This is a genomic window from Streptomyces sp. NPDC127197 (assembly GCF_042672405.1).
Taxonomy (GTDB): domain Bacteria; phylum Actinomycetota; class Actinomycetes; order Streptomycetales; family Streptomycetaceae; genus Streptomyces; species Streptomyces flavusporus.
On sequence record NZ_JBHXVG010000009.1, the window covers coordinates 284,814 to 301,354 of the forward strand.

16 protein-coding genes are annotated in these 16,541 nt (G+C 69.8%); 7 read left to right on the forward strand and 9 right to left on the reverse strand.

What is annotated here, in order from left to right:
* The first annotated feature begins 162 nt into the window (after positions 1-162).
* From ACFVJQ_RS17410 to ACFVJQ_RS17420, 3 genes are all read left to right on the forward strand, one after another.
* Entirely contained in the window at positions 163-1,791 is a 1,629-nt protein-coding gene (locus ACFVJQ_RS17410; RefSeq protein ID WP_385784712.1) for an MFS transporter, read from the forward strand.
* 18 nt (positions 1,792-1,809) lie between these two features.
* Positions 1,810-2,325, forward strand: coding sequence for a hypothetical protein (locus ACFVJQ_RS17415; RefSeq protein ID WP_385784715.1), 516 nt, complete (start codon positions 1,810-1,812; stop codon positions 2,323-2,325).
* A 133-nt stretch (positions 2,326-2,458) separates the two neighbouring features.
* Entirely contained in the window at positions 2,459-2,656 is a 198-nt protein-coding gene (locus tag ACFVJQ_RS17420; RefSeq protein WP_385784718.1) for a hypothetical protein, read from the forward strand.
* A 29-nt stretch (positions 2,657-2,685) separates the two neighbouring features.
* Here the strand turns inward: ACFVJQ_RS17420 and ACFVJQ_RS17425 are convergent, their stop codons facing one another.
* On the reverse strand, positions 2,686-4,095 hold the full coding sequence (locus tag ACFVJQ_RS17425) for a DUF2252 domain-containing protein (protein WP_385784721.1): 1,410 nt from the start codon (positions 4,093-4,095) through the stop codon (positions 2,686-2,688).
* A gap of 40 nt (positions 4,096-4,135) precedes the next feature.
* A complete protein-coding gene (locus ACFVJQ_RS17430; RefSeq protein WP_385784724.1) occupies positions 4,136-4,699 on the reverse strand; it encodes a potassium channel family protein in 564 nt (187 codons plus the stop codon).
* Between the two features lie 3 nt (positions 4,700-4,702).
* On the opposite strand from ACFVJQ_RS17430, the gene ACFVJQ_RS17435 reads away from it, so the two are divergent.
* The 4 genes from ACFVJQ_RS17435 (at position 4,703) to ACFVJQ_RS17450 (ending at position 7,585) form a co-directional block, all read left to right on the forward strand.
* Positions 4,703-4,834, forward strand: a complete 132-nt coding sequence (locus ACFVJQ_RS17435) for a hypothetical protein (protein WP_385784727.1) — start codon at positions 4,703-4,705, stop codon at positions 4,832-4,834.
* Positions 4,835-5,085: 251 nt separating this feature from the next.
* Positions 5,086-6,447 carry a hypothetical protein gene (locus tag ACFVJQ_RS17440; protein ID WP_385784730.1) on the forward strand — a complete coding sequence of 454 codons (1,362 nt, stop codon included), beginning with the start codon at positions 5,086-5,088 and terminating at the stop codon, positions 6,445-6,447.
* A 173-nt stretch (positions 6,448-6,620) separates the two neighbouring features.
* Complete coding sequence (locus ACFVJQ_RS17445; protein WP_385784733.1) at positions 6,621-7,091, forward strand: SHOCT domain-containing protein; 471 nt, start codon at positions 6,621-6,623, stop codon at positions 7,089-7,091.
* 53 nt (positions 7,092-7,144) lie between these two features.
* Positions 7,145-7,585 (forward strand): hypothetical protein, encoded by a 441-nt coding sequence (locus ACFVJQ_RS17450; protein WP_385784736.1) that lies wholly within the window; start codon positions 7,145-7,147, stop codon positions 7,583-7,585.
* Between the two features lie 69 nt (positions 7,586-7,654).
* Here the strand turns inward: ACFVJQ_RS17450 and ACFVJQ_RS17455 are convergent, their stop codons facing one another.
* From ACFVJQ_RS17455 to ACFVJQ_RS17485, 7 genes are read right to left on the reverse strand one after another with little or no spacing between them, the layout of a single operon-like run.
* Entirely contained in the window at positions 7,655-8,449 is a 795-nt protein-coding gene (locus ACFVJQ_RS17455; protein WP_385784739.1) for an ABC transporter permease, read from the reverse strand.
* A gap of 4 nt (positions 8,450-8,453) precedes the next feature.
* Entirely contained in the window at positions 8,454-9,257 is an 804-nt protein-coding gene (locus ACFVJQ_RS17460) for an ABC transporter permease (protein WP_385509724.1), read from the reverse strand.
* Positions 9,257-10,255, reverse strand: coding sequence for an ATP-binding cassette domain-containing protein (locus ACFVJQ_RS17465; RefSeq protein WP_385509725.1), 999 nt, complete (start codon positions 10,253-10,255; stop codon positions 9,257-9,259). The genes ACFVJQ_RS17460 and ACFVJQ_RS17465 overlap by 1 nt, the downstream gene beginning before the upstream one ends.
* Positions 10,252-13,116 (reverse strand): glycoside hydrolase family 2 TIM barrel-domain containing protein, encoded by a 2,865-nt coding sequence (locus ACFVJQ_RS17470; protein WP_385784742.1) that lies wholly within the window; start codon positions 13,114-13,116, stop codon positions 10,252-10,254. Before ACFVJQ_RS17470 ends, ACFVJQ_RS17465 begins: the two co-directional genes overlap by 4 nt.
* A 12-nt stretch (positions 13,117-13,128) precedes the next feature.
* The gene (locus ACFVJQ_RS17475; RefSeq protein ID WP_385509727.1) at positions 13,129-14,001 is read right to left on the reverse strand and encodes a carbohydrate ABC transporter permease; all 873 of its coding nucleotides are present in this window, start codon (positions 13,999-14,001) and stop codon (positions 13,129-13,131) included.
* Entirely contained in the window at positions 13,998-14,963 is a 966-nt protein-coding gene (locus ACFVJQ_RS17480; protein ID WP_385784746.1) for a carbohydrate ABC transporter permease, read from the reverse strand. Before ACFVJQ_RS17480 ends, ACFVJQ_RS17475 begins: the two co-directional genes overlap by 4 nt.
* Positions 14,964-14,983: 20 nt before the next feature.
* Positions 14,984-16,249, reverse strand: coding sequence for an ABC transporter substrate-binding protein (locus ACFVJQ_RS17485; RefSeq protein WP_385784749.1), 1,266 nt, complete (start codon positions 16,247-16,249; stop codon positions 14,984-14,986).
* Between the last annotated feature and the right edge of the window lie 292 nt (positions 16,250-16,541).

The window sequence follows — 16,541 nt, forward strand, 5'->3', positions numbered from 1 at the left end:
CGGCCCTGAGCCGGGGCGGATCCATGCGGTTGCGGCGCTCTCCCCCACGGCGGGTGAGGTGCCAGGTGGGCGTTTCGGGTGCGATGGGAGTGGCGGCGGCCTGCCCGGCGCCGCCCGGGATGCCCGTGCCGTGGCCCGGGCCGACTCGGCGAGGTGGACACCGTGACACACTGGCGGGCTCTCATCGCCCTGGGTACCGCCCAGTTCTTGATGGTCCTGGACACGTCCGTCATGAACGTCTCCATCAGCCAACTGGTCGACGACTTCGACACCGAGGTCACCGCCATCCAGGCCGTCATCACGCTGTACGCGCTGGTCATGGCGGCGTTCATGATCGTGGGCGGCAGGTTCGGGGACATCCTCGGACGGCGGCGCATGTTCTTCCTGGGGCTCGTCGTCTACGCCACCGGGTCGGCCCTGACCGCCATGGCCCCCACCTTGGGGGTCCTGGCGCTGGGCTGGTCGGTCATCGAGGGGCTCGGGGCCGCGATGGTGCTGCCGGCCATGGCGGCCCTCGTCGCCGAGAACTACCGGGGGCGGGACCGGGCCGTCGCCTACGGCGTCATCGGCGGACTGGCCGGGGCGGGGATCGCGGTCGGCCCGTTGCTGGGCGGCTGGGTGACGACGTACCTCACCTGGCGGCTGGTTTTTGCCGGTGAGGTGGTGATCGTCGTGGCCGTTCTGTGTTTCCACCGTGTGATCGCGGTGTCCCCCCGGACCGGTCGGCGCCCCCGGCTGGACGGTGTCGGCGCCGCCCTCTCGGCTGCCGGTCTGGGGCTGGGCGTGCTCGGGGTGCTGCAGAGCGGCACCTGGGGCTGGGTGCGGCCCCGCAACCCGCCCTTCACCGTCCTGGGCTTCGCCCCGACGCTGTTCCTCATCGGTGCCTCAGTGGCCGTACTGGCCGGCTTCGCGCACTGGGAGCGGCGGCGGGAGGCCCACGGCACCGATCCCCTGGTGCACCTGTCCCTGCTGCGTCAACCCGTGCTGCGCTCCGGACTGCTGTCGTTGCTCAGCCAGAACCTCATCCTGCTGGGGCTGTTCTTCACCATCCCGCTGTACTTGCAGGTGGTGCAGGGCTTCGACGCCTTCCAGACCGGTCTGCGACTGCTCCCGGTGTCCGCCACCATGCTGGTCGCCTCCACAGTCGGCTCCCGGCTGGGGCGGGTGGCGGGACCGCGCCGGGTGGTCCGTCTGGCCCTGGGCACCCTGGCGGCAGCCGTCGTATGGCTGCTGGCCACCATCGACCCGGTCATCGACGACGCGCAGTTCGCCGCAGCCATGGCCCTGCTGGGGGTCGGCATGGGCCTGCTGGCCTCGCAGCTGGGCAACGTCGTCCAGTCCAGCGTGGGCGAGGAGGAGCGCAGCGAGGCGGGTGGGCTGCAGTTCACCGCCCAGAACCTGGGCTCCGCGCTGGGCACCGCACTCATCGGGTCGCTGCTCATCGGCGCCCTGGCCCACGCCTTCACCACGCACGTGGAGGACGACCCACGGCTGTCGGAGGAAGCCCGTCGGCAGACGGGCGTGGCCCTCGAAGCCGGGATCAGCTTCGTCCCCACAGAGCAGGTGCGTTCGGCGGCCGAACGCGCCGGGCTGCCACCTGCCGAGGTCGATGCCGTCGCGGACTCCTATGCATCCGCGCAGCTGGACGGGCTGAAGGCGGCGATCCTCGCCACCGGTGGGATCACTCTCGCCAGTTTCCTGGTCACCCCGCGTCTGCCGGCCGGGCGGGGAAGCGGGACGCAGACCCCCGACACCGGTGCCCCGACCGAGGTGCCGGGCTCGACGCGCTGAGTCCGCAGGGAGGCTGCGATGCACCAGACAGAGCAGAGCACGCCCAGGGAGCGCAGAATCGAACGCCGCGCCCACGCCGACTACACCGGTGGCGTCTACGGCTCCATGCTCGCCGCCTCCGTGATCGTGGGCGCCGGTCACCTGGGCTCGTTTCCACGTGTGCAGCTGGTGCTGCTGCTGTTGCTCACCGGTGGGGTGTTCTGGGGCGCGCATGTGCACGCCCAGTTGTTCGGGGCGCGCCTGGCGCAGCAGACCCTGGACCGCCGGGCCGTGCTGCACGTGTTCCGGGACGAGTGGACCATCGTGAAGGCCGCGATCCCGCCGGCCGTCGCCGTGGCCGTGAGTCCGCTGCTCGGCCTGGACGTGCCCGGTGCCCTCTGGCTGGCGCTCGCCGTGGCCGTGGCCGGGCAGGTGGGCTGGTCGATGGCCGCGGCACGGCGTGCCGGCACGTCCTGGCGTCTGACGGCCGTCACCGCATTGGTGAACCTGTTGCTGGGTCTACTGATCATCCTGTTCAAGATCATCCTGCACTGACAACTGACAGAGGTCGTCCGCGTCGGCGGCGCCGGATCACCTGTACCGGGTGAGGGCGGGAGGCGTATCGAGGCGCACGATCGCAGTCAAGGGCGCCGTCCGGCTGCCCTTGGCGGCCCGGGGAGAGCAGCTCATGCGTTATGAGATCCGCGTCGACGGAAACATGTCGGAGGTGCTGGCCAAAGTATTCCCGGAGCTGGACCACGTGGTGATGTCCGGTCAGACCATCCTGTACGGGCCTGTCGTCGACGAGGCTCACCTGTACGGGCTGCTGGCCCGCTGCCAGTCGCTGGGGTTGCGGGTCGTGGAGATGCGCCAGGTGCCGGAGTGATCCCTGCGCACGGCGGCCGCATCGGCATGTCAGAGGCGTTCCGCACTGATCCTTCCTGAGCGGGTGGCGGCGCCCAGCGCCTCGAAGTCCCGCTCGTTCTGGTCGGCGTAGCCTTGCGCGAACTCGGCGAGAGCTCGGTCGAAGCGGTCGCCGGCGCCCAGGTAGGCGGCGATGGCGACGGGGTCGCCGGAGCGGGCGTGGGCCCGCGCCAGACAGGCCCCGCACAGCCGCGCGAACAAGCACAGCAGGGCAGGGCTCATGGTGTCCGGCCGCGCGATGCCCTTCCAGTCCCGCAGCTGGCGTACGTAGAAGTCGCGTCCGCGCCCGTCGAGGCCCTCGGCGTGCGTCCAGCCCAGGAAGATGTCGCCAGCTGTCTGGATCAGCCGCTGACCGGCCACCACCCGGCGGCCCTGGTTGTCGTAGTACTCGCCGCCGGTGTGGGCGGCGAGCACCGACTCCTGCGCCTCCTTGGCCTGCAGCACAAGGGGGTCGTCGTCGTCCCTGCCGAGCAGGAGCAGGATCCAGCAGCGGGTACCGACACTGCCGACGCCCACCACTTTGCGGGCCATGTCCACCAGACGGTAGTGGTGCAACAGGTGCCGGCGCTCGGACGACAGGGTCCGGGCGTATCCCTCCAGAACGCGGTGCAGCAGCTTCTCCTGCGCTTGCTCGGACGGGTCGGTCATCATGTCCCGCAGCGGGGTGATCAGTGGAGGGTCCGGTGCGATCCGGCGGCCCTCGGCCGTGGCCCGGGTGAGTTTCGCGAAGGCCTGCAGGTGGGTACGGGTGCGGGCGCGCGCCATCGCCTCGGCGGTACGGCTCCTGGCCTCCCTGGTCATCGACGCGGCCAGCAGATCCCGTAGGTGGTCGGCGTCGTCCTGCGCGTACCAGATGTCCAGGGTGCGCATGTCGGCGAACTCCCGCATCCGCCGCCGGTACGCCCGCACGCATGCCTCCACCGCTCTGTCCTGTTCCTTGACCGGGAAACCGTTGGCACGGCCCGCGATCGCGAAGCTTGCCGCCAGCCGTTTGACGTCCCATTCGAACGGCCCGGCCAGCGTCTCGTCGAAGTCGTTGATGTCGAAGACCAGATGACGCTCCGGCGAGGCCAGCAGCCGGAAGTTCAGCAGGTGGGCATCGCCGCAGAGCTGCACCGTCAGACCGGTGTTCGGGACGGGCCCCAGGTCCGTGGCCATGACCGACGCCGCACCCCGGTAGAAGCGGAAGGGGGACTCGAGCATCCGGCCGTAGCGGATCGGAACCAATTCCGGTACCCGCGTGGCCGATTGCCGCTCCAGCACCTCGACGGGGTCGGGCCGTTCCTGTCCTGCCTCGAACCAGCCGTGGGAGGAACGCGAGGCGCGTTTGCGCGCGTTCCTGCCGTACGCCGCTCTCTCAGCCGGTGTCAGAGAGGCCGTGAACGCGCTCGGTATGGTCATGGCTCAACCTCCTGGGCCGCCGTCCTCTTGCCGGGGAGTCCTACTCCGGCGGCTCCCGGCCCTGCCGCCGCAGCCCCGCCCGTACCGCGCCCGCGAGCACCCGCACGGCGACGCCCACGAGCAGCAGACCGCCCGCCATCTGCACCATCGTCGCCACCCGCCCGGTCTGAGAGCGGGCGGTGATGTCGCCGTAGCCGACAGTGGTGAACGTGGTGAGCGCGAAGTACAGGGCGTCCGTCCTGGTCAGCGGTTCGCTGAAGGAACCCGGGAGGTAACGCTCCAGCAGGTAGTAGACGTCGGCGAACAGCACCAGATACAGCGTCAGCGTGGCGGCCAGGGCCTCGACGGCCTTCAGACGGGGGTGGGGCGAGCGCACAATGGCCCACACCTCCCACGAGAAGACCAGGGCGACCACGAGCAGGCCGCACGCGAGCACGGCCGCCGCACCGATCGTGTCGCTCCGCTCCAGGGGCAGCAGGTAGTACGCGGTGACGAGGCCCGCCGCAATGAACATGGCGCGCGCGACGGCCACGGCCGCCGCCCGCCGACCGGGGCCCTGGCCGGGCCGGGTGTCCTCCGCCCGGACAGCCGGGGGATCGCTCATCTCGTGCCCTCTTCGTTCGGTCTGCCGGACACCGGTGAACGCGTCCGCTCCTACCTCATCGCCCAGGTGCCGCCGACGGATCACCCGCTGTGGGTGACCACGTGGCTGACGGCGCGCGGGACGCTGGCGCGATGACGTCTTCGGCTCGCGCGCCGACCCGGCGGCTCGGCCTGTTCGAGACGGCGGTCGCCCTCGCCCGGCGAGCCGCACTCCGGAGGTCGCGCACCCCGGCACCGGGCGGAACCACCGCGACTGTGTGACACCCCGCTCGGTGCGGAGTCAGGCGGCCCCGGGCCGGGCCTGGCCGGGTGGTGGCCACCCCCTCCGTCACCTGGTGGCAGCGTGCCGGCACCTGCCGGGGCAGCAGGCACGACCAAGGAGCAGCCATGGTCCCGAACAACGCCTCCGGGCCCTCCCCCTCCGGCGGAACCCCGGAAACGGGCCGAGTTCTGACGGCCGCCGAACACGCGGAGTACGAGCGTCTGCGCCGCGCAGCGAAGGCACGCCACCGGTGGGCACGCCAGGTGGGTGCCTCCGTCCTCCTGCTGCTGGCCCTCCTGCTCGCCCCCGCAGCCGTGGTCGCTGCCTGGGTGGACGACGAGGTCTCCGACACCGACCGGTACGTGCAGACTGTCGCGCCGCTGGCAGCGGATCCGGCGGTTCAGGAGGTCCTGATCGACCGGCTGACCGACCGCGTGGTGGACAACGTGGGCGTCGAGGCGGTGACGGACGCGCTCGCCAAGGCGCTCGCGGACGCCGGAGCGCCACCGCGCGTGGTGCAGGGAGCCGAGGCGCTCGACGGCCCGCTGCGCTCCGCGGTCAGGTCCGTGGCCGACCGCGTCATCCGCCGAGTGGTCACCAGCGACACCTTCGAGCAGGCATGGGAGGGCGCCAACCGGCGTGCCCACGCCGCGGTGGTGAACATGCTCACCGGAGAGCGTGAGGGTGTCCTGCGCGCCGAAGGCGACGCCGTCCAGCTGAACCTCGGAGCGGTCGTCGACGAGGTGCGCCAGCGCCTCGTCGACGCGGGCTTCGACAAGGCCGCCGCCATCCCGGACACCGACCGGACGGTCACGCTGTTCGAGACGGAGAAACTGGGCAAGGCACAGGACGCGATGCGGTTGCTGGACATCATGGGCACCTGGCTGCCCGTGCTGACCGTCCTGCTCGCCGCCCTCGCCGTGTGGACCGCTCCGGCACACCGGGTGATGCTCCTGATCGCGGCCACCGGCGTCGGCGTGATGATGGTGGTGCTGCTTGTTGCGCTGGCCGTCGTACGACGGGTCTACCTCGACGCCGTCCCACCGTCGGCCCTGCCCCCCGATGCCGCTGCGGTGATCTTCGACACGTTCGTGCGCTTCCTGCGCGACAGCACCCGCACCCTCCTCGTCGTGGCCGTCATCACAGCACTGGCCGCTTACCTGTTCGGTCCCGGACGCGCGGCCCGCGGCGTACGGGCGCTCGCCCAGCGGGGCACCACGGCCACCGGGCGGGGACTGCACCGCGTCGGGGTACACACCGGCTCGACCGGACGGTGGCTGGACGCCCACCGGTCGTGGATCACCGGAGTCGTCATCGGGGCGGGCGCCGTGGCACTCGTGCTCTGGAACCACCCCACGGTCGGCGCGGTGGCGCTCGTCCTCGGCCTGGTCCTGGTCGTGCTGGCCGTCGTGGCGGTGCTCGCCGCCGCAGCGGGACCGGAGCCGGCCGCGACCGCCGCAGGGGAGCCGGGGCGACGGGCCCCGTGAGCCATGGTCGACAGATGCCGAACGGTGATCAGGTCACACGGTACGCCCGCCGCCGACCGTCGGCGGCGGGCACGCTCACCCGCCTCGGGTGAGGCGCATGGGCCTTGCCGTGGGCACGCTGAGAAACGGCACCCACCGCCTACCGGACGCACGCCCGGGACGGAGACGAGACCATGAGCGCGCAGACGTACCTCGCGTACGACTTTCCGCTGTTGAGCGCTTTCTGGACCATGATGTGGTTCTTCCTGTGGATCATGTGGTTCGTCCTGCTCTTCCGGATCGTCGTCGACATCTTCCGTGACGACTCCCTGAGCGGCTGGGCCAAGGCCGGCTGGCTGGTGTTCGTCGTCGTCCTGCCCTTCCTGGGCGTGTTCGTCTATGTGATCGCCCGCGGCAAGAACATGGGCCGCCGGGAGATCGCGCAGGCGCGCGTGCAACAGGAGGCGTTCGAGAGCTACATCCGCGACACCGCCAAGGGCGGCGCAGGACGGCCCAGCAGCGTCGACGAACTCGCCAAGCTGTCCGAGATCCGCGCCCGCGGCGACATCACGGATGAGGAGTTCCGCAGGGCGAAAGAACTGGTCCTGACCGGCTCGGGCCCCATGGAGCACCCGACCCGCGACACCCCCGCCTCCGGTCGCTGAACACCGCCGGACGACCACCAACCGGACGGCACGACATCGAAAGAGGTAACAGGATGGCTGCCACACAACCCGCACGCGCGCACACGACCCAGCAGGCGTGGGCCACCGGCCTGATGGCCTTCGCGGCCGTCATGCTCATGATCGCCGGAGTGCTCGACATCATGCGAGGCATCGCGGCGATCGTCGAGGACGACGTCTTCGTCTCGACGCAGAACTACATCTTCGAGTTCGACCTCACCGGGTGGGGCTGGATCCACCTCGCCCTGGGCGCGCTCGCTGTCATCGTCAGCCTGGGGCTGTTTCAGGGGGCGACGTGGGCACGCGTCGCCGGCGTGGCCATCGCCGGACTCGTCATCATCGCCAACTTCCTCTCCCTGCCGTACTACCCGGTCTGGTCCGTCGTGATGATCGCCATCTCGGGGTTCATCATCTGGTCCCTGTGCGTGGCGCGGGAGTCCTTCGGATCGTTCGAGCGCGCGCCGCGCGGCGTGTGACATCGGCTCGGGCGGCGAGGACCGTGCGTCGGAACAGATCACGGACCCGGCCCCAGGGGCCGTACCGCCCTAGCCGTTCACCCCCGCGTAGTGCCTCAGACTCCACCGCCACAGCAGCCTCGCCCCGAGGTATCCGACCAGCCCCAGCAGCGGTGACGCCGCCGCCAGCCAGTAGGGGACGCTCGTGTCGTGGCCGGTGAGGACCGCCGCCGGGAAGTACGCGACGAAGGCGAGGGGGAGGCCGTACGTCAACAGGCCGCCCACCGCCCTCGGCAGGACGTTCAGCGGGTAGCTGCCGAACGTGCCGAGGAGTTCCTCCAGCCAGCGGCCCCAGTAGTCGGCGGCCGGGAAGCGGAGCGACGCGCAGGCGACCACCGTGAACAGGGCCGCCTCCAGGAGCATGCCGCCGATGACCGCGGCGATCAGGTAGCCGATCCGGCCCGCCGTCCAGTCCAGGTCGGAGCGGGCCAGCGCGCCCCACATCAGGCCTGCCGCGACCGTCAGGTCACCGATCGCGTTGGTCGGGAAGAACTCCAGCTGGACCTGGCGGTAGACCGGCATGGGGCGCAGGAGGTACACGTCGATCCTGCCCTCCTGGATGTGCCGGCCCAGACCGTGCACGCGGCCCAGGAACAGCACGAACAGCCCGTGCGCCAGCATCCGCGTCGCCGGGATCAGCAGCACGTCCGAGCTGTCCCAGCCGCCCATCCCGGTGAACCGGGTGAGCAGCACGGTCGCGAACACGATCACCGAGACCTGCCAGACCGCGCCGATCGCGATCATCATCAGGAACTCGGAGCGGTACTCCAGCTGCGCGCGGAAGTTCAGGCGGGTGATCCGCCAGACGAGACGCACCGCGTTCACCTTGTCAGCCTCCCTGCGAGATCACACGCCGGGCCGCCCGCCGCCACACCAGCCGGGTGAACAGGGCCAGTGCCACGATCCACGCGGCCTGTACGGCGAGTTCGGCTCCTGCCTCGGACAGCGGGATCCGGCCCACGTACAGCGACAGCGGCACGTTCAGCGTCGCCTGGAAGGGCAGGAAGCCGCTGAGCGTGATGAACCAGTCCGGGAAGAACCACAGCGGCGCGTACACCCCGGCCAGCAGGTTCTGCGCGAAGATCAGGATGAGCATCGCGGCGCCGTTGCGGAGCGTGAAGAAACACAGCTGGTCGATGACGAGCATGACGTAGTACAGGACCCACTGGCCGAGCAGCATGCTGACGGCGAACACGCCTGCCACGGCGGGCGACTCGGGAGGCTTCACGACACCCGACGCCAGGCACACGGCGTATCCCGTGAGCGCCCAGGCGAGGCCGTACACCTGCTCGCCCAGCGCCCGCAGCGCGTAGTAGCGCTGCGGGGGCAGCGGGCGCAGGTACCAGTACACGATCGTGCCGAAGTGCATGTGCTGGAGCACGGTGTCCCGGCCGGCGTACTGGTCCAACTCCCGCAGCCGCAGGGCGAGTACGGCCATGACGGCGTACGTCACCGCCTGGTCGCGGGCGAGTCCGGCGGTACTGCCGGACTGCGCGTACAACCCCCGCCACAGGGACCACACCAGCACCACCTGCACCGTCAGCCGGAGCAGGGCCGCGGTGATGCGTGGTGGGGCGTGCAGCTCGCCGAGCGGCGTGACGCGGGCCGCCCGCCAGGCGTGCAGGACGGCCATCAGGAGTCCCCCACTGCCTGGACGTACGCGGTCCGCATCACGTCCTCCAGATCCGCCTCGTCCATGGCGATGTCGGTCACGTCGTAGCGCTCGATGATCGCCCGCAGCGCCTGGTGCACGGTCGGCGCCTCGGGCCCGTCCGGGCCGAACACCAGCCGAGGGCCGTCCCGCCGCAGCAGCGCGATGCCGGGCAGCGGTACGGCATCGGTGTGCGCGTCGGCGAGCGTGGCCCGCACCTGCCAGGTGGAGCCGAACTTGCGGCGGATCTCGTCGAGCGTGCCGTCCAGGACGAGCCGCCCGTGGTTGATCAGGACGACCCGCTCGGCGAGCCGCTCGACCTCCGTCATGTCGTGCGTGGTGAGCAGGACCGTACGGCCGCGTTCCTCGACCTGGTGCCGCAGAAACTCCCGCACCTGTTCCTTGACCACCACGTCCATGCCGATGGTCGGTTCGTCGAGGAAGACGACCTGCGGGTCGTGCAGCAGGGCCGCCGCCAGGTCGCAGCGGACCCGCTGGCCCAGGGAGAGATGCCGTACGCGGGTGTCCCAGAAGGAGGACAGCTCCAGCAGGTCGTCGAACTCCCGTAACCGTGCGGCGTGTTCGGCCTTCGGCACCTCGTAGATGTCCCGCAGGATCGCGAACGACTCCCGCACCGGCAGGTCCCACCACAACTGGGTGCGCTGTCCGAACACGGCGCCGATGTTGCGGGCGTTGCGCTCCCGCTCCTGGTACGGCACGACTCCCGCGACCCGGGCCTCACCGGCCGTCGGAGTGAGGATGCCGGTGAGCATCTTGATGGTGGTGGACTTGCCGGCGCCGTTCGGGCCGAGGAGAGCGAGCAGTTCGCCGGGGGCCACGTCGAAGGTGACGTCGACGACGGCGTGCTTGGCGACCCGCTCCGGGTTGACGAGGGAGCGCAGCGCCCCGGCCAGGCCGGGACGCCGCACGGTGGTGTGGAAGGTCCGGGTCAGGCCCCGGACCTCGATACTGCCACTCAATTGATCTCCGAGAAGACGAAGGAGAATTCCGCGGGCTCCGCCCGCAGGAAGTACTGCGGCAGCGGGCCCGGGCCGCACGACTGCGAGCCGATGCCGTGCTGGCCGTGGTCGAGGTTGACCCACACCGTGTTGTCCGGCGTGAGGTCGGTGCGGTGGCGGGCGGCGTCCAGCTGTTCGGTCGTCCAGCGTCGGGCGGTGAACCAGAACTCCGGGTCGCCCTCGATGCGCAGGCCGCCGATCTCCACCCAGCGGACGTCGGCACGGGCGCCGTTCTCCTGCGGGCGGACGTACGGAGTCTGCAGCTCGTCGACGGTGGAGTGCCAACGGCCCAGCATCGACGCGGACTTGGTGTCCGGGTAGGCCTCGCCGGGGCCGCCGCCGAACCACTTCACCCGGTCGGCCTGCGCGAGCCCGAACCGGATGCCGAGCCGGGGCAGCGGGACCGTCCAGTCGCCTTCCGGGGCCACCGAAACGGTCAGCCGCAGCCTGGTCCCGTCGGAGGTCCAGCGGTACACCGTGCTCAGGCCCACCTCCCAGGCGGCGGGCGCCACCCGGGTCCGTACCGTCAGCGCGTCGTCGCCCCACTCCACGGCGCCCAGGCGGTGTTGCATGCGGTGCAGGCCGTACTTGCGCCACAGCATCCCGTACCGGGTGTCGGTCTGCCACTCGGCCCCGTCGTCGTTGTCGGTGGGCGCCCGCCACACATCCAGACGCAGCGCGCTCACCTCGACGCCGCCGATGGTCTTCAGCGCGCCGGTGCGGGCGTCGAAGGCGGCCGGGCCCAGGTAGATCTGCTTCTCGCTCGCGGTGGGGCGGTCGGTCGCGGCCACCGTGGGCAACGGACGGGCGGAGACGGGGAACTGGCCCCACGCGACCTCGTGGTCCTTCGGCCCCCACGCCGTGTCCGACGCCAGCAGCGCCCGCACCGTCCACTGGGTCTCCGACCCGTCCCGCGCGTCGGTCGGCGGCTCGGGCAGCTTCACCTCGGCCGACTCGCCCGGCGCCAACGCCGGTACCAACAGCGCGCCCGCCTCGACCGTCTCGCCGTCCACCTGGTACGACCACTCGAAGGCGAGCGTCGACAGATCGGCGAAGTCGTACTTGTTGGTGACGCGTACGGTGCCGTCCGCGCCGTCGCCCTCGATGCCGACCGGCTCGATGACCTTCTTGTACTCGACCAGCCCCGGCGACGGCGTCCGGTCCGGGAAGATCAGCCCGTCGCAGACGAAGTTCCCGTCGTGCAGCTCCTCACCGAAGTCGCCGCCGTAGGCGTAGCCCAGCTCGGGATGCCTGATGCCGTGGTCGATCCACTCCCAGATGAAGCCGCCCTGGAGCCGGTCGTACGCCTCGTACAGTCGCTGGTAGTCGGCGAGGCCACCGGGGCCGTTGCCCATGGCGTGCCCGTACTCGCATTGGATGAAAGGGAGTTCGCGGCGCTTGTGGGTGCCGCCGTCGAGCCTCTGGCCGATCTTCTCGACCTCGTCGTGGAAGGCGTACATCCGTGAGTACACGTCCGTGTCACGGCAGTTGATGTCGCCCTCGTAGTGCACGAGCCGGTCGGGGTCCCGGTCGTGGATCCACTCGGCCATCGCGGTGAGCCCGCGTCCGGTGCCGGCCTCGTTGCCGAGGGACCAGAACACGACGGACGGGTGGTTCTTGTCGCGCTCGACCATGCGGGCCGCGCGGTCCAGCAGGGCCGGGGTCCAGCGGTCGTCGTCGACGGGGTTGTCGCGCCAGGCCTGCTCGGTGAAGCCGTGCGTTTCGAGGTCGCACTCGTCGATGACCCACAGGCCGTACTCGTCGCACAGGTCGAGGAAGGCCGGGTGCGGCGGGTAGTGCGAGGTGCGGACGGCGTTGAGGTTGTGCCGCTTCATCAGCAGCACGTCCTCGCGCATGGTCTCCAGGTCGAGGGCGCGGCCCCGCTCGGGGTGCCACTCGTGGCGGTTGACGCCCTTGAACAGGATCGCCTTGCCGTTGACCTTGATCAGGCCGTCTTCCACGACGACCGTACGGAAGCCGATGCGCAGAGGAACGCGCTCGCCCTCCGTGACCAGGTGGCCGTCGTACAACCGAGGCGTCTCGGCGGTCCACGGCTCGACCGCGACCGTCACGGACTCGCCGGTCGCGACATCGATGTCCAGGGCGGGCACGGTGACCCGGCCCTCGACGTCGGAGTCGACGCGCAGGGTGCCCTCGCCGGTGACGTGGTCGTAGGAGGCGTGCACGAAGAAGTCGCGCACACTGCCCGCCGGGCGGTGCAGCAGGGTGACGTCACGGAAGATGCCCGGCAGCCACCACTGGTCCTGGTCCTCCAGGTACGAGCCCGCCGACCACTGGTGGACACGGACGGCGAGCACATTGCCGGCCGGCTTCAGCAGGTGCCCGACCGCGAACTCGTGCGGCAGCCGCGAGCCCTTGAACTGGCCGAGCTCCGTGCCGTTGAGCCAGACGCGGGCGCAGGACTCGACGCCGTCGAAGCGGAGGACGGCGTCGCCGTCCGACGGCCAGTCGTCCGGGAGGTCGAAGACCCGGAGGTGGTCGCCGGTGGGGTTCTCGGTGGGGACGTGCGGGGGGTCCACCGGGAAGGGATAGAGGTGGTTGGTGTAGATGGGTGAGCCGTGCTCCTGGAGGACCCAGTGGCCGGGGACGGCGACCTCTGCCCAGGCCCCGGTGTCATACCCGGGTTCGGCGAAGGAGTCGTCCTCGGCGTCGGCGGTCGGTGACAGGCGCAGGCGCCAGGTGCCGTTGAGGGACAGGGAGGCCGCGTCGGAGGACGCGTACCAGGCGCGGGGCGGCAGGGCCCCGCTGCCCGGTGCGACGTCCTCGACGTAGTCGATGGCGGTGGTGGTGCGGAAGGACATCGGTCTCCTAGGTCAGCCCTTGATGCCGGTCTGCGCGACGCCCTGGACCAGCCAGCGCTGCAGGAACAGGAACACGAACACCAGGGGCAGGATGGAAATGGCGGTGGCCATGAAGATCAGATGGAAGTTCACGGTCTGGTTGGTCATGTACGAGGAGAGCGCGACCTGCACCGTCCACGCCTCCTGGTCCTGACCGATGACCAGGGGCCACAGGAAGGCGTTCCAGCCGCTGATGAACGTGATGGTCGCGATGGCGGCGAAGAAGTTCAGCGAGTTGGGCACGACGATGCGCCAGTACGCGCCCCAATAGCCGAGTCCGTCCACGCGTGCCGCCTCCTCCAGCTCCTTGGGGAACCCCAGGAAGTACTGCCGGAACAGGAAGCAGGTGAAACCGCTGAAGAGCCCCGGAATGACCAGTCCGCGCAGTGTGGACACCCATCCGAGTGACGAGACGAGCACGAAGCTGGGGACGAAGGTGACGGCGGTCGGGACCATCAGGGTCACCAGAACGGCGTAGAAGATCTTGTTGGCGTGCTTGTACGGGATGCGGGCGAGGCCGTATCCGGCGAGCGAGCACACCAGGAGGGTGCCGATGGTGTGCAGGACGCCGACAACCGTGGAGTTCCACAGGGACTGGGCGAAGGGGACCGTCGGGTCGTCGAACAGCTCGGTGAAGTTGCCCCACTGGATGTCGGTGGGGAAGAACTTCCAGTTCTCGCCGGTGATCTCCGCGTCCGTGGACAGGGCGTTGCGGACGATCAGATAGAAGGGGACCAGGAAGAGGAAGGCGGCGATACCGGTTGCGAGGTACAGGCCCGTGGAGCCGAGGACACCGCCGCGCTTGATCTTGCGCGGCTTCCCGACGGTGGGCGTGGTGGTGGTCACTTGGACTCCTCACCCCTTCCGAAGCCCATGATCCTGCCCTGGAGCAGGGTCACCATGCAGATGAGCAGGGTCAGGATCATCGCGCCCGCGCTGCCGGCGCCGTAGTCCTGGTTCTCGCCGAGGGCCGTGTAGTACAGCTCGACCAGCGGCGGGCGGCCCCAGGTGGTCTTGGCGAGCAGGTTGAAGAACTCGTCGAAGGCCTGGTAGGCGGCGACCAGCAGCAGCAGGATCACGGCCGTCGAGGTGGCCCGCAGCTGCGGCAGGGTGACGTACCGGAAGGTCTGCCAGCCTGGCTTCGCGCCGTCGATGGCGGCCGCTTCGTACAGCTCCTGCGGGATGTTCTGCAAGGCCGCCAGGAACAGGATCATGTAGAAGCCGGCCTGGAGCCAGAGGCGTACGGTGACGATGACCAGCCAGTACCAGGGCGGGTCGGGGTTGGCCAGCCAGGCGATGTTGTCGATGCCGAACCAGCTGAGGACGGTGTTCATCAGGCCGAAGCGGACGCCGCTGAAGATGGACATCTTCCAGATCAGCGAGGCGGCGACGAAGCTGACCGCCGTCGGCAGGAAGAACACCGACCGGAAGAACGCCTTCATGAACCGGATGCGGTGCACCAGCAGCGCCAGGCCGAGCGAGAGCGCCCAGGTGATGGGTACGACGATCGCGGCGAAGACGGTGAAGGTGACGAGCGAGTCGACGAACTTGTCGTTCGTCAGCATGTACTTGTAGTTGTCGAAGCCGACGAACTCGCTGGGCGTGACCGTGAAACGGGCCTCGAAGAAGGAGAGGTACGCGCTCCAGCCGATCGGGATGTAGACGAAGATCACGAGCCCGATGAGGAACGGGCCGGTGAAGAGCCAGAAGTTGAGGGTGCGGCCGCGGATGCCGCGCCGCCGCGGGACCGAGGGGGTCTGCGCGACGGCGGGGCTCTTGGCGACCCCGGGCGTGGTGGTGGTCGACATGTCGTGGTCCGTCCGCCGGCCTATCCGAACAGCTTCTTCAGCTCGCGGTTCACCGTCTTGTCGGCCTTGTCGAGCGCGGCCTCCGGGTCACCGCCCTTACGGACCGCGTCGGCGACGACGCCCTCCAGGGCGACGATCATGGCCTGCGTCCAGGCCGGGTTGTCGAAGTGGCCGAACTCGTTGAAGAGCTTCACGCCCTCGGCGGCCAGACCCGACTTCAGCTTGTCGGCGGATTCGGCGAGCGAGGTGCGCGGCGGAATGTGGAAGCCGTACGACAGGGCCCAGTCCTCCTGGTACTCCTTCTGGTCGATCCACAGCCACTTGACGTACTCCTTCGCCTCGTCGAGGTGCTTCGACTTGGCGTTGACGAACATCGACCAGCCGCCGTTGGTGACCGCCGGCTTGGCGCCGTCCGCCGAGGACGGGAACGGGATGATGCCGACGTCGTCACCGAGCGCCTGCTGGATCACCGGCATCGCCCACATGCCGCACCACTGCATGGCGACCAGGCCCTGGGTGATCGCCGACGGGTCCCACCAGTCGGCGGGGGCGTCGAGCAGCATGTGGCCGCCCTTGAACATCGTGCGGAGCTTGGTCAGGCCCTCGGCGACCGCGTCCGTGTGGTACGCGATCTGGTTCTTGTCGTCGAGGGTGTCGGCGCCGGCCGACCAGATCAGCGGGTTCATCACCGGGGTGACCGAGTTGCCGAGGAAGACGCCCTTGACCTTGTCGGTGGTGAGCTTGGCCGCCGCCTCGACCAGCTCGTCCAGCGTCGTCGGCGGCTCGATGCCGGCGTCCTCGAGCATCGACTTGCGGTAGTAGAAGAACTGCGGGTCGTCGATCATACGGACGCCCCATATCTTCCCGTCGATGGTGTGCGAGGCGATGTCGGCCTGGTTGAAGTCGTCCTTGACCGGGTTGATGATGTCGCTCAGATCCGCCACCTGGCCGCTCTTGACGAGCTGGATCTGCGGGTGGAACTCGAAGACGTCCGGCGCGTTGTCGGTGAGCAGGGCGGAGAACAGCTTGCTCTCGAAGTTCGTCCCCGTGATCCACTGCGTGGTGACGTTCGCCTTGTCGTAGGCCGCCGCGTACTTCTTGATGGCCTGCTCGGTCCCGGCCTCACCGTACGCGTGGAAGTACTGCACCAGGTTCGTGCCCGAACCCGACCCGCCCCCACGCCCGTTGTTGCTCCCGCAGGCCGCCAGCCCGCCGGCGGCGGCCAGGCCCATGGCGGCCCGCAGTACGGATCGGCGGTCCCAGTTGGTGTTGCTGAATGCCGACATGCTGACGTCCTTGTCTCGAGTACGGCTGCGGCTCGGTTGGCTCAGCGCCAGATGGCTCAAATGAGCCTGCGGTGCGGGACGTTAACCTTCGGCTAAGGCTTCGGCAAGGGGTCGGACGAAGCCTGTTCGAAGCGTTGTGTAACGTTCGGAATGCCGAACGTGACGAGTCGGGGGGGGGCCCCCCCCCCGCCGGCCCCCCCGCCCCCCCCCCCGGGCCCCCCCGGGGGTTGAAAAAAGAGCGGGGGCGCCGCCCCAGAAAAAGTTTATGTGGGGGGGGGGGGGGGGGGTGAAA

Coding starts and splice junctions, on each gene's coding strand:
- ACFVJQ_RS17415 (WP_385784715.1), top strand. CDS start 1,810: ATGCACCAGACAGAGCAGAGCACGCCCAGGGAGCGCAGAATCGAACGC.
- ACFVJQ_RS17420 (WP_385784718.1), top strand. CDS start 2,459: ATGCGTTATGAGATCCGCGTCGACGGAAACATGTCGGAGGTGCTGGCC.
- ACFVJQ_RS17425 (WP_385784721.1), bottom strand. CDS start 4,095: ATGACCATACCGAGCGCGTTCACGGCCTCTCTGACACCGGCTGAGAGA.
- ACFVJQ_RS17430 (WP_385784724.1), bottom strand. CDS start 4,699: ATGAGCGATCCCCCGGCTGTCCGGGCGGAGGACACCCGGCCCGGCCAG.
- ACFVJQ_RS17440 (WP_385784730.1), top strand. CDS start 5,086: ATGGTCCCGAACAACGCCTCCGGGCCCTCCCCCTCCGGCGGAACCCCG.
- ACFVJQ_RS17445 (WP_385784733.1), top strand. CDS start 6,621: ATGAGCGCGCAGACGTACCTCGCGTACGACTTTCCGCTGTTGAGCGCT.
- ACFVJQ_RS17450 (WP_385784736.1), top strand. CDS start 7,145: ATGGCTGCCACACAACCCGCACGCGCGCACACGACCCAGCAGGCGTGG.
- ACFVJQ_RS17460 (WP_385509724.1), bottom strand. CDS start 9,257: ATGGCCGTCCTGCACGCCTGGCGGGCGGCCCGCGTCACGCCGCTCGGC.
- ACFVJQ_RS17470 (WP_385784742.1), bottom strand. CDS start 13,116: ATGTCCTTCCGCACCACCACCGCCATCGACTACGTCGAGGACGTCGCA.
- ACFVJQ_RS17480 (WP_385784746.1), bottom strand. CDS start 14,963: ATGTCGACCACCACCACGCCCGGGGTCGCCAAGAGCCCCGCCGTCGCG.
- ACFVJQ_RS17485 (WP_385784749.1), bottom strand. CDS start 16,249: ATGTCGGCATTCAGCAACACCAACTGGGACCGCCGATCCGTACTGCGG.